Genomic DNA, 12198 nt, shown 5'->3' with positions numbered 1-12198 from the left:
AGCCTATACGCATAGTCGCTATAGCATGACAGAGTGTAAAAAAATCAATGGTGGAAAATAGACGTACTTCGCAGGGGTTTTTTGGCTATTGAGCAATATGGCAACAACTTTGCGAAGCGCTTCGCAAAGAGGTAAATGAAAGGTAAAAAGAGAGAAAGTTAAAAAGGATGGCTTAAAAAATCACTTCCTATAATACCCGTGCAGTAAAATGGGGTATATTGATAACATCAATATAAAACACTCTATTTATAACAGGTAATATTCGTTATGGCTCTGATCCCCAAAAACTATGCTCGCTTAGAAAGTGGCTACCGTGAAAAAGCACTCAAAATTTATCCATGGATATGCGGACGCTGCACACGGGAATTCGTTTATTCGAATCTGAGAGAATTAACTGTTCATCATATCGATCATGATCATACCAATAACCCTGAAGATGGTAGTAACTGGGAATTATTATGTCTCTTCTGCCATGACCATGAACATTCTAAGTATACCGAAGCCGACCAGTACGGAACGAATGTGGTTGCGGGTGAAGATGCACAAAAAGATGTGGGTGAAGCCACTTATAACCCGTTTGCAGATTTAAAAGCGATGTTAAATAAAAAGAAATAACCTTATCTGTATGTTGTTTGCGCAAGTTTGAAATGCTATTCAAGCTTGCGTGACTCCCGACGATTCACCCTTGCTTTCCAGCATTCATCACTCTATTCCACTATTATAATTTTATTTCTCGACACGCTATCCAGTCATTTATCCGCAATTGCTGCTTATTGCATACCCTCTGCGAAGCGCTTCGCAAAACCAAATAAACACTTTTGGTCTGTTTGCGGCTCTATATAAAACTACCTGTGAATAAAGCTACCTATGTATATTTACAGCCTATTTGTCGAAGCCTTAAATGATAAAGCCAAACAATTTTATCTCGGACTCGGTTTTATCCAATTAACAGGAGAAAACGCTGATAGCTTTTTTTATCCAACAAAATCCATTGAAACGCTTTTTGATGTGTAAAAAAGAAACAGAGTGTCTGAATTTTTCAGTAAATGGGAGCAACTTGACTTGTCACTCAAAATACATGCTACATTTACCCGTGTTCGAGCACGGGTATTCGAATGCACTGGTAAATTTAGCATGTATATCAAAAAGGAGTTGCGATGACGGTAACCAATAAAATGAAAAAGACAGTGAGTGTGACAGTCTCCCCTGAACTTTATGAACAAGCGAGAAAAGCTAACTTGAATTTCTCCCTCGTGTTATCCAATGCTTTGCTGGCTGAACTCAAAAAACTTGAGGCGTTAAAATGGAAAGCAGATAACCAAGATGGTTTTCAGGAACTCAATAGGATCAGTGAAGAATATGGAATTTTTTCAGAGGAATATAAGGCGCTTTAATGCAATATTGTGTCTATCAAGCTAAAAAAGAGCTAACAAATTATCCTTATCTTTTGGATGTACAAAGTGACATTACTGATGACCTAACAACACGTCTTATCATTCCGTTATTTGATACACGTCATCTACAAGCCGCTCTACCGATTCGACTTAATCCGATTATTGATATTGAAGGACAATCCTTTGTCCTTATGACTCATTTGATGTCAGCTATCTCTAAATCCATGTTAGGAAAAGAGATCATTTGCATTGAACACCAAAAAGATAAAATCAAAAGCGCGATAGATCTACTGGTCGATGGGTTTTGATTAAAAATCGCTAATAAAATAATAATGCTCAATTGCCCTAAATAGTTTGAGCCATAACAAAAAGGCAAACGCAGCCAATAACGCTATAGCTCAAAATATTACGAAGGAGCGAATTAGAAACCTAACTCATCTAACAGATCATCCACCTGTGACTGTGATGCCATCACATTCACACCTTCTTTATTAATCTGCGGGCCATTTAGCAAGCTTTCACTTTGAGTCTTCACTCGCATTTCTGGTGGTGTATTTTCCATCAGCAACGCTAATAGCTGTTTCTCTGCTTCTTCAACCACTTCCATCATTTTTTTGACGACTTGACCCGTTAAATCTTGGAAGTCTTGCGCCATCATGATTTCTAATAGTTCAGCTTTAGTCACTTCGCTATCTTGGATAACTTGTCCCAAAAATGCTTGAGTGGAGCCGCGTAATGCTTCGGAGACTTCGCCGGATGCCGCCTCTTCCCACTGTTGCTGCAACGCAATCGCATTTTTATTCATTTCCACTTGCAATGGTTTGATAACATCAATGCCGTTGAGTGTTTTTTCTGCCGCTTGGGCTGTCATTTGGGCTATATAACGCAGGCGATCTTTACCGTCAGGAATACTTGCGACGGCCTGCTGAACGCTTTTCTCTAGACCCAACTCACGCATACTTTCACGTAAGGTTCTCATCAGAGTTCCAATGCGCGTAATGACGTGTTTTAGATCTTCGTTGCCAGTGCCATTACGGCTGCCATTCATTGCTACTTGTTCAATCATCACTGTCTCCTTCACCGCTCGCGATTATTGCAGCCCCATTTTTTCAAATACTTTATTTAATTTTTCTTCGAGGATAGCTGCAGTAAACGGTTTCACAACATAGCCGCTTGCGCCGGCTTGTGCTGCCGCAATGATGTTTTCTTTCTTCGCTTCTGCGGTCACCATTAAGACAGGAATATGTTTAAGTGCATCATCACCACGAATGGTTTTGAGTAACTCTAAACCATCCATGTTTGGCATATTCCAGTCAGCAACCACAAAATCAATATTCCCAGCACGGATTTTTTCGAGGGCATCAACACCATCTTCCGCTTCATCAATTTTATTAAAACCAAGTTCTTTTAATAAGTTACGGACGATGCGACGCATAGTAGAAAAGTCATCGACAACCAGAAAGCTCAGATCTTTAGCGGCCATAACCACTCCTTCAAAAATACAATGAGAAATAAACTGTCACCGCTAAACGGTGACAGTAGAAAGTTTTGTTAATACACTTGGGGCAATTTTCAGTAGATCCAGCACTTCATCTGCGGCATGCATTTCGATTGCGGCACGCGGCATACCAAATACGACGCAGCTACTTTCGTTTTGAGCGTAAGTGAAAGCCCCTTGTTGACGCAGGTTGAGTAAGCCTTTGGCTCCATCCATTCCCATCCCCGTTAGCAAAATGCCAATACATTTACGTCCGACATGCTTTGCAACTGAGTCAAATAGCACATCGACGGAAGGACGATGGCGGTTAACTGGCTCACTCTGTTCCAACACCACTTGATAACCTTTACCTTTATCGGTAATCAGCATATGTGAATCACCCGGTGCGATATAGGCGCAGCCTTTTTGCAAAATTTCGTTGTGCTCCGCCTCTTTAACCGTGAGTGCACACAATTTATTTAAGCGTTCAGCAAAAGAGCGGGTGAAGCCTGCCGGCATATGCTGAGTGATCACCACTGGTGGGCACTCTCTAGGTAGCATCTCTAAAAATTGACGGATTGCTTCTGTTCCACCGGTTGAGGCTCCCACTGCTATCACGCGGTTGTTACACACGTATGGCGTCAATGGTTTTGCCAGGGTTGTCGGCTCAGTTACTTTTTTCTCTGTGCGAGCAAAACGGTTACGCGGCGACATTTTAGACATCGCCGCGGCACGAATTTTTTCACCGATCATGTCGCGATAACTCATCATGGTTTCGCGAATACCAATCTGTGGTTTTGTCACAAAATCTACGGCGCCTAATTCCAGTGCTTTTAAGGTTACTTCAGAACCTTTAGAAGTTAATGTGGACACCATGACGACCGGAATTGGATGCAGCCGCATCAATTTCTCTAAAAAATCAATTCCATCCATTCTCGGCATTTCAACATCGAGGGTGATAACATCTGGCTCCAGTTGCTTAATCAAATCCCGTGCAACATATGGATCTGGCGCCGTGTCGACCACTTCCATATCAGAGTGACTGTTAATAATTTCACGCATCAATTGACGCATTAGTGCAGAGTCATCGACGCACAATACCTTTATTTTTTTCATTGTCCTCTCCTCGCCGACGCTAAGCTGTAGACAGTCTGCCCATTGATCACGAACTGTTTTGTCAGTTGCGAAATATTTTCAGAGTGACCAATAAACAATAAGCCATCCGGCTTGAGCAGTGGCGCAAAGCGCTCTAGCAGTTTTATCTGCATTTCCTTGTCAAAATAAATCATGACGTTACGACAAAAAATCGCATCGAAGCGATGTTGTAATTGCCAATCACCTTCCGTCAGATTTAAGTAACGAAACTCAATCATGTTACTAAGTGCGGGTTTTACACGAGCAAAACCTTCGTATTCGCCCACCCCTTTCATGAAGTAGCGCTGCCGTTGCAGTGCCGTCAGAGTTTTGAGCTCTTCGACTCGATAGATCCCTTGCTTCGCTTTCTCTAATACTTCCGTATCAATATCACTGGCAACGACCTTGGCATTGACGGCGTTGGCCCCCAAAACATCACTCACTGTCATGGCGATAGAATAAGGTTCTTCCCCTGTCGAAGAGGCCGAACACCAAATATTGATATTGCTATTTCGACGGCTTTTTAAAAAATCGGTCAATGTCGCAAAGTGGTGAGGCTCTCGAAAGAATGCCGTTAAGTTTGTGGTCAGTGCATTGATGAATGCTTGCCATTCCGCATTCAACGGTTCACGCTCTAACATCCGTAAGTAGTCAGAAAAATTGTCGATATTACAGTCACGTAAGCGCTTTAATAAGCGGTTATAGACCATATTTTTCTTATTCATCGTAAGGACTATTCCAGACTTTTTATGAATAAATCGACAAACCCGACTAAATTCGTCATCAGTCAAAGGTTCTATCTGTGGTACTAATAGCATCGTACTTGTCGTCCTATTCAATAAAAACCGGCGAGGCAGCCGACAGTGGCTGCCTAATCTATCGTTGTCTAGCTAACCGTCTCTCCTAACTCGCTTTATCTAGATGAGACTTCATTCTTCACACTCTTGTGTGAAGTCCCATTACCGTCTAACTCGGGTGGATTGTTCTGGTAACTCGAAAAACTCCACAGTCTCGACCAGATTATTGGCTTGGTCTTCAAGTGCCGCTGTCGCACTGGTTGATTGCTCAACTAATGCGGCGTTTTGTTGTGTAACAGAATCCATTTGGCTTACCGCAATCGCAACTTGCTCAATACCTCGGCTCTGTTCATTCGATGCAGATGCTATGTTGCCCATTAATTCAGTCACCTGGTTAACTGCGGCGACCAATTCATTCATCGTTTGACCGGCTTCATTCACCAACTGAGAGCCTTGGTTCACGCGCCCAACTGACTCGTCAATTAAGCCTTTGATCTCTTTCGCCGCTTCAGCGCTTCGCTGCGCTAATGCGCGAACTTCACCTGCAACTACCGAGAATCCACGACCTTGCTCACCCGCACGGGCCGCTTCTACAGCTGCATTTAATGCAAGAATGTTGGTCTGGAAAGCGATGCCATCAATGACACTGATAATGGCGCTAATTTTCTGAGAGCTGTTAGAAATTGCGGTCATAGTGTCAATCACACCTTCCGTGATTTCGCCGCCTTTGCTCGCAGTGCGCGATGCACTCACTGCAAGTTCGCTTGCTTGACGCGCGTTATCCGCGTTTTGTTTCACTGTCGCCGTTAATTCTTCCATGCTCGCCGCGGTCTCTTCTAACGAGGCTGCCTGCTGTTCTGTTCTTGATGATAAATTATTATTACCTAACGCAATCTCGCGAATACCCGTATACATTTGGTCTGTATTAGAACGAATAGAGGTGACGGTTTTTGCCAGCGACTGCTGCATGACTTTTAATTTTTCGAATACATCACCGATTTCATCACGAAAATTAATTTCAATATTCTGATTTAGCTTTCCTTCCGCTACGGACATAAAGTGTTCACTCATGCTGTTTAATGGTGAAATGACTTTACGTTTTAACCACAAGTGTACGATGACAATCACACCCAAAATAATGACCATAACGGTGAAGAATGAGCCCCATGCAAATTGGTTATAAAATCTTGCATCCGCAATAGAAGCATTACTTTCGTCGTTTAAAACAGAGAGGTAGTTATTCATAACACTGATTAATTCATCTTGGTTTTGTTGTGCAGGCAAATTGATATAAGCCGCAACATCGTTGTTATCAAGATTACCTTTCAATGCGTGTAACGTGACGACAAAGGCTTTAAATTTCTCATCCAATTCCGCTAAGTTTTCTTTTTCGCTTAGCACTGGCTGAGTTTTGAATTCGTTATACGATTTGTTAGCTGAAACTAAGTAGTTATCGAAAACAACACGGGTTTCTTCGATTAATGGAACGTGGTCACCTACTTTCATCAGTAAGGCAATTTGGGTTAGGCTATTACGTGCCTGCATTAAATTTTTACTGGTCTCTTCCAGTAATGCGCGTTTTTTAGAACCCATATCGATTCTTTCTAGCGCCTTTAACTCGCTGTTAACGATGCCGACAGAGACGCCGCTTGAGGTTAACTGCATGCCACAAAATAAAATCAAGAGTAAGTATAAGCTCACTGAAATTCGGATATTCTTTCCTAACATATTTAATCCCCTACTTATGCCAGCCAAAAATTTGGCCCTTTTTTAATTATCGAGCTTAAACATATAAAAGCGCTGCGAGAGAAACTCTCACAGCGCTCGAACAGATTTGCCCTTAAAAGGTTTCCCAGTTGTCGTCATCTTTATGATTTTTCGATGCGATTTTGGATAAATCTGGTGTTTTAACAATATTAGATACTGTTCTTGGTGCAGGTTGTGCGTTGCGTACTTTTGCTTGATCCATTGCAGGTAAACGGAAAATGGAGATCAACTGAGAAAGCTTAGCGACTTGCTCTTCCAGTACATTTGCAGCAACGGCGGATTGCTCAACTAGCGAGGCGTTTTGCTGAGTTACTTTGTCCATCTCTTCCACGGCAATACTCACTTGAGCAATACCTTTGCTCTGCTCATCAGACGCGGTTGCGATGTGCGTCATGATGTCAGTAACACGAGTGACTGAGTCGACAATTTTTGTCATGGTTTCGCCAGCATCTTCTGCTTGCCGAGCCCCAACGTCAGTTCTAGAAACTGAGTCTTCAATCAAGCCTTTGATCTCTTTTGCTGCATCTGCGCTACGCTGCGCTAGGCTGCGAACTTCATCGGCAACCACCGCAAATCCACGACCATGCTCACCCGCGCGTGCAGCCTCAACCGCAGCGTTCAATGCGAGGATATTGGTTTGGAAAGCAATGCTGTCAATAACAGCTGTAATGTCAGAGATTTTTTGCGAGCTATCTGCAATGTTGCGCATGGTATGAACCACGTTAGATACCACTTTGCCGCCTTCTTTTGCGATAACAGATGCTTGGCTTGCAAACTCACTGGCTTGATGAGCATATTCGGTGTTTTGCTTAACGGTTGCTGTTAGCTCACTCATGCTAGCAGACGTTTCTTCTAAGCAAGCTACTTGCTGCTCAGTACGTGAAGATAAGTCATTGTTACCCGCTGCGATTTCAGTGGTACCCTGATAGATAGTTTCACTACCATCCAATACACCACGAACCGTATCGATAAGCTCCTGTTGCATATGCTGAACACCTCGGGCTAACTCACCAATCTCATTGTTCGCTGAGGTATCAATTTTTGGTGTTAAATCACCTGCTGCAAACACTTTGATGCGCTCAATCAACGTATTTAATGGCTCAGTGATCCCTTTACGCACATAGCGATAGCTAATCACGCTGATCACCGCTAACAGTACGGATAAAATAATCAGTAAATACAAAGATTGGCGATAATTGGCTTCAGCGGTAGCAACTTCATTTTCAAAATCTTCCGATATTTCAGTGAAATAAAGGCTAAATTGCTCCTCAAGCTTAGCTTGTAGTCCTGATGTTCTATGGGCATAGAAACCGTTTAAATCACCTTTCTCTGCGTATTCTGCCAATTTGATTAAGGCAGTACGGTAGTCTTCATAAGACTTTAATAAGCTATCAAACAGCGTTTTATCAACGACGGTGTTTTCCATTAGCTTTTTATAACTTTCATACGCTTCATCAGCGGTTTTGAATTTACCTTTCGCTGAAGCGATAAGCTCCGCAGCTGAAGCATCATCTTTAATGCTTAGCTCCTCTAATAAATACGCGTTGATTGAACGGTTTAAATCAGAGCGAGCTTGCAGTAAATTGACCCAACTTTGAGTCAAAACTTCTCTTTGGAGTTGAAGAGAATTCAAATCATTAATGCTTTCGCGGTTATCGCCGAGTTTGGTAAACATCAAACCACTCGATACCAGCTGCAATAAAATAAATACAAAAATAACGGACAAAAGTCCTGATACGATTTTAATTCGACTGTACATGGTGTTTTACTAACATAGTGTTGTTGTAGTTTGGATATCGGACAGTTGCTCAAAAACTTTAGTCATACACTTACCATTTTTGAGCAAATTATCAGCGTATTTAACGCATCTAATGACACGCTATTCCGCAATATTGTCAATTAACGCCATCTCTTCACTGGTCAATAATTTTTCGATATCAACCAGAATCAACATACGCTCGCCTACGGTTCCCAACCCGGTCAGATACTGAGTGGATAATGTCACAGCGAAATCTGGTGGCGGTGCAACTTGTTCTTCGTGCAGCACCAGTACATCAGAAACACCATCAACCACAATTCCCACAACACGGTCTTTTAAATTAACAACGATGACGACGGTATTGTCGTTGTAAACTACGTTTTCATGGGAAAACTTAATGCGCAGATCGATGATCGGAATAATGACGCCACGCAGGTTGGTGACGCCTTTAATAAAGTCAGGGGTGTTCGCGATACGAGTCACTTGCTCATAACCACGAATTTCCTGTACTTTTAAAATTTCGATTCCGTACTCTTCTTCACCAAGCGTAAAGATGAGGTAGCCTTCGCCATTCTTTTCTTCTTCAAGCTTGTTTAAATCATCATCTAACATAGACATGGTATATAACCTCTATTTAGTGCATTACTGGTTGAGAAACAGGCTGTTTCTTATTAATCAAAATGTTGTTGTTCATTCTCTGCAATTCTGCGACGTCTAAAATCAGAGAAACAGAACCATCCCCCATGATGGTGGCAGCAGAAATGCCTGGAATTTTGCGATAATTACTTTCGATATTTTTCACCACGACCTGCTGCTGCCCCACGAGTTTGTCAACCAACAAAGCGAAACGATGCCCTGCATTTTGGATGATCAGCGCAATACTATTGGCGAGATTTGGCTCGGCATTTTCGATAGAAAAGACGTGATGTAACTCGACCAGTGGTAAATATTCACCACGAACGAGCAGCATTTTTTCTTCACCTGCAAGGCGATAGATATCCTCTGGACGTGGCTGTAATGTGCTAATAATCGCGCTAAGTGGCACGATAAACACATCGTCAGAGACTTTGACTGACATCCCATCAAGAATGGCTAAGGTTAATGGCAGTAAAATACGGATGATGGTGCCTTTGCCTTCCGTGAAACCGATTTGAATGCGTCCGCCCATGTCTTGAATGTTTCGTTTAACCACGTCCATGCCGACACCGCGCCCTGAAACATCTGTCACCACTTCAGCAGTAGAGAAGCCCGGTGCCATGATCAACATCGCGACTTCGTCATTACTCATTCCATCATGAACATTCATGCCTTGAGAGCGTGCTTTCGCTAGAATGCGTTCGCGATTTAACCCAGCACCATCATCGCGCACTTCGATACAAATATTGCCACTCTGGTGTGCTGCCGAAAGCGTTAAGGTTCCCGCTTCAGGCTTGCCATTTGCTAAACGAACGTCGGGTTTTTCAATTCCATGATCAAGGCTATTGCGGACAAGGTGGTTAAGTGGATCAACAATACGTTCGATAAGACTCTTGTCTAATTCGGTTGAGCTTCCTTCCACTTTCAGCTCGATTTTCTTACCGAGTTTAGAGGCAATATCGCGTACCATTCGAGGGAAACGGCTGAACACATAGTCCATCGGCATCATACGAATCGACATCACTGATTCTTGTAAGGCACGAGAATTACGCTCTAGCTGAACGATGGAACTAAGCAAATCGGCATATTCGTTTTGGTCAATTTGTTGGCTATGCTGAGTCAGCATTGACTGGATGATCACCAGCTCGCCCACTAAGTTGATCAATTGGTCAACTTTTTCAACTGCAACACGGATGCTACTTGAATCCCCTTTAGGCTTCGCTGCCTCTGCTTTTTTAGCGGTTGCGGATGACGATGCTGAAGATGATGTCAAAGATGGCGCTGACGTTGGTGCCGCAACAGGTGCTGGGCTAACTGCTTGAGGTGATTCAATTGGTTCGTCCGGTGTTCCAACCATTGCCGCCAACTCTTCCACCGTTGCTTCCAATTCTTCAAGAGTTGCAGTAACTTTGCTTTTCTGGCTAGTGACTTGGGTTGCACGCTGGCATTCTTCAAAACTGATTTCGCTATACTGGATTTGAGACTCATCCACGACAAAACACAGTACGCCACAGATATCTTCGATATCCGTATTGGTTCCTAGCCACGCTTTTAAGCTGGAATCACTTTTTTCAGAGCCAAATAAGCTGCCGAATAAACCTAATTCATCTGCTAATACATCCACTTCCGTCGATTTCAATTCATGCAACGTAATGATGAAATAGTGAGAAAATTCGTTATTTTTCAATTCGGCATGGATTTGCATCACTGTTTCCGAAGAAGACTCTTCCGTCGCAACATCGTCAGCCACAACACCATCAGACTCTTCGGTATTCACGCTAACAATAGCGGCAACCTCTTCCGGGCCGACTTCGCTAACATCATGTTCAATGCTTTTAAGCACATCACAAATGCGTTTGAATGTCTCATCATCCGGTAATGAGTCGTTTTTATAGGCATCCAACTGGGACACCATCACATCTTTTGCATCTAAGAAAACATCAATAATATCTGGTGTTAATGTCAGCTCATCGTGACGTGCCTTATCGAGCAAGTTTTCTAAGGTATGTGTGGTATTTTGCAAATGCGTGAAACCAAAGGTTGCCGCCCCACCTTTAATTGAGTGGGCACTGCGGAATATGGCATTGAGCTGCTCGCTATCAGGGTCAATAGGATCAAGTTCAAGCAAATGCTGTTCCATATCCCTAAGCAACTCATCGGCTTCATCGAAAAATGTTTGATAAAACTCGGTAATATCCATGCTTTTTATCCAATCTCGCTTAAGTTTCACTTAGCACTGACTGCCGGATAAGTCCGGCAGTAGTGAGATTCGGGTGATTATGGTTTTTGTCATTACTGTTTATCGGGTGACTTTGTCACCTTCACAGTCACGACATCACTGTTTGCCGGTATTGGCACATCTTGTGGTCCTTTTTTCAGCACCTCATTAATCGGTGTTGAGCCATCGTATTCATGTAAAATTTGATTTGTTTCATCTTCATTCAATACGATGATGCTGATCCGCCGGTTGACGGGTGCTAAGCCGTTTTGTTTGTCTAAATGGATGGATGAGGCCATCCCCACTACGCGTAAAACTTTACGCTCATCCATTCCTCCCATGATCAGCTCACGGCGAGAGGCGTTGGCTCTATCGGATGAGAGTTCCCAGTTGCTGTAATAGGCTTCGCTGGCATACGGCAAGTCATCCGTATGTCCAGAAATACTAATGCGGTTCGGGACATCATTGAGTAGTGGTGCAATGGCACGCAGAATATCGCGCATGTAAGGTTCAACAATGGCAGAACCCACTTTAAACATAGGGCGATTGGCGCTATCTACAATTTGAATTCGCAAGCCATCGTTGATCATGTCAATCAATAAATGGGGTTTTAATTCATTCAAACGCGGGTCTTGTAAAATCGCTTGCTCAAGATTTTCTTTTAATTTTTCAAAGCGATAGTTTGCATCACCGGAAATGATGTTATTTGGTTCTGGCATCACGTCACCATCACGAAAAATCGGATCTTTTCCACCACCGGGAATGGGGTTAGTGGCATCTCCGCTTTTGGTTCCTGGGTTGATGGCAGTGCTGAGCGGAGTACGAAAATACTCCGCTATCTTGGTTAATTCTTGAGGACTGGAGATGGAGATCAGCCACATAACCAGAAAGAATGCCATCATCGCAGTCATAAAATCAGCGTAAGCAATTTTCCATGCTCCACCGTGGGCATGCTGCTGATGACCGCCTTTCTTCTTAACACGAATAATTTGAGGGCCATTGGCTGCCATTAGCGA

General features: G+C 43.0%; 12 protein-coding genes. 3 read left to right on the top strand and 9 right to left on the bottom strand.

The genetic code is table 11. From position 1 onward, the window contains the following. The first annotated feature begins 267 nt into the window (after positions 1-267). The 3 genes from yajD (at position 268) to LDO51_RS13505 (ending at position 1702) form a co-directional block, all read left to right on the top strand. On the top strand, positions 268-615 hold the full coding sequence (yajD, locus tag LDO51_RS13520; protein ID WP_006657500.1) for an HNH nuclease YajD: 348 nt from the start codon (positions 268-270) through the stop codon (positions 613-615). 542 nt (positions 616-1157) lie between these two features. After that, positions 1158-1394: a type II toxin-antitoxin system CcdA family antitoxin gene (locus LDO51_RS13510; RefSeq protein ID WP_225574970.1), complete on the top strand. Its 237-nt coding sequence runs from the start codon at positions 1158-1160 to the stop codon at positions 1392-1394. Further along, positions 1394-1702 (top strand): CcdB family protein, encoded by a 309-nt coding sequence (locus LDO51_RS13505; protein WP_225574969.1) that lies wholly within the window; start codon positions 1394-1396, stop codon positions 1700-1702. Before LDO51_RS13510 ends, LDO51_RS13505 begins: the two co-directional genes overlap by 1 nt. A 113-nt stretch (positions 1703-1815) precedes the next feature. On the opposite strand, the gene LDO51_RS13500 is transcribed toward LDO51_RS13505, so the two are convergent. From LDO51_RS13500 to motB, 9 genes are all read right to left on the bottom strand, one after another. After that, the gene (locus LDO51_RS13500; RefSeq protein ID WP_132494647.1) at positions 1816-2460 is read right to left on the bottom strand and encodes a protein phosphatase CheZ; all 645 of its coding nucleotides are present in this window, start codon (positions 2458-2460) and stop codon (positions 1816-1818) included. Positions 2461-2484: 24 nt separating this feature from the next. Continuing rightward, the gene (cheY, locus tag LDO51_RS13495) at positions 2485-2877 is read right to left on the bottom strand and encodes a chemotaxis response regulator CheY (RefSeq protein ID WP_225574968.1); all 393 of its coding nucleotides are present in this window, start codon (positions 2875-2877) and stop codon (positions 2485-2487) included. A gap of 42 nt (positions 2878-2919) precedes the next feature. Continuing rightward, entirely contained in the window at positions 2920-3987 is a 1068-nt protein-coding gene (locus tag LDO51_RS13490; RefSeq protein WP_225574967.1) for a protein-glutamate methylesterase/protein-glutamine glutaminase, read from the bottom strand. Further along, positions 3984-4823, bottom strand: a complete 840-nt coding sequence (locus LDO51_RS13485; RefSeq protein ID WP_225574966.1) for a CheR family methyltransferase — start codon at positions 4821-4823, stop codon at positions 3984-3986. Before LDO51_RS13485 ends, LDO51_RS13490 begins: the two co-directional genes overlap by 4 nt. Positions 4824-4964: 141 nt before the next feature. After that, positions 4965-6530 (bottom strand): methyl-accepting chemotaxis protein, encoded by a 1566-nt coding sequence (locus LDO51_RS13480; protein WP_225574965.1) that lies wholly within the window; start codon positions 6528-6530, stop codon positions 4965-4967. 112 nt (positions 6531-6642) lie between these two features. After that, the gene (locus tag LDO51_RS13475; RefSeq protein WP_225574964.1) at positions 6643-8328 is read right to left on the bottom strand and encodes a methyl-accepting chemotaxis protein; all 1686 of its coding nucleotides are present in this window, start codon (positions 8326-8328) and stop codon (positions 6643-6645) included. Between the two features lie 120 nt (positions 8329-8448). Further along, positions 8449-8946: a chemotaxis protein CheW gene (gene cheW, locus LDO51_RS13470; RefSeq protein ID WP_225574963.1), complete on the bottom strand. Its 498-nt coding sequence runs from the start codon at positions 8944-8946 to the stop codon at positions 8449-8451. A gap of 16 nt (positions 8947-8962) precedes the next feature. After that, entirely contained in the window at positions 8963-11164 is a 2202-nt protein-coding gene (gene cheA / locus LDO51_RS13465; protein ID WP_225574962.1) for a chemotaxis protein CheA, read from the bottom strand. Positions 11165-11256: 92 nt separating this feature from the next. Further along, positions 11257-12192 carry a flagellar motor protein MotB gene (gene motB / locus LDO51_RS13460; protein WP_225574961.1) on the bottom strand — a complete coding sequence of 312 codons (936 nt, stop codon included), beginning with the start codon at positions 12190-12192 and terminating at the stop codon, positions 11257-11259. Between the last annotated feature and the right edge of the window lie 6 nt (positions 12193-12198).

This window comes from Providencia alcalifaciens (assembly GCF_020271745.1).
Classification (GTDB): domain Bacteria; phylum Pseudomonadota; class Gammaproteobacteria; order Enterobacterales; family Enterobacteriaceae; genus Providencia; species Providencia alcalifaciens_B.
This window is presented reverse-complemented; position numbering and strand designations above follow the sequence as displayed.

Bases quoted from the DNA above. Each gene is read 5' to 3' on its own strand.
- LDO51_RS13505 (WP_225574969.1), top strand. From the start codon at position 1,394: ATGCAATATTGTGTCTATCAAGCTAAAAAAGAGCTAACAAATTATCCT.
- LDO51_RS13480 (WP_225574965.1), bottom strand. From the start codon at position 6,530: ATGTTAGGAAAGAATATCCGAATTTCAGTGAGCTTATACTTACTCTTG.
- motB (WP_225574961.1), bottom strand. From the start codon at position 12,192: ATGGCAGCCAATGGCCCTCAAATTATTCGTGTTAAGAAGAAAGGCGGT.
- LDO51_RS13510 (WP_225574970.1), top strand. From the start codon at position 1,158: ATGACGGTAACCAATAAAATGAAAAAGACAGTGAGTGTGACAGTCTCC.
- LDO51_RS13475 (WP_225574964.1), bottom strand. From the start codon at position 8,328: ATGTACAGTCGAATTAAAATCGTATCAGGACTTTTGTCCGTTATTTTT.
- yajD (WP_006657500.1), top strand. From the start codon at position 268: ATGGCTCTGATCCCCAAAAACTATGCTCGCTTAGAAAGTGGCTACCGT.
- LDO51_RS13500 (WP_132494647.1), bottom strand. From the start codon at position 2,460: ATGATTGAACAAGTAGCAATGAATGGCAGCCGTAATGGCACTGGCAAC.
- cheW (WP_225574963.1), bottom strand. From the start codon at position 8,946: ATGTCTATGTTAGATGATGATTTAAACAAGCTTGAAGAAGAAAAGAAT.
- LDO51_RS13490 (WP_225574967.1), bottom strand. From the start codon at position 3,987: ATGAAAAAAATAAAGGTATTGTGCGTCGATGACTCTGCACTAATGCGT.
- cheY (WP_225574968.1), bottom strand. From the start codon at position 2,877: ATGGCCGCTAAAGATCTGAGCTTTCTGGTTGTCGATGACTTTTCTACT.
- LDO51_RS13485 (WP_225574966.1), bottom strand. From the start codon at position 4,823: ATGCTATTAGTACCACAGATAGAACCTTTGACTGATGACGAATTTAGT.
- cheA (WP_225574962.1), bottom strand. From the start codon at position 11,164: ATGGATATTACCGAGTTTTATCAAACATTTTTCGATGAAGCCGATGAG.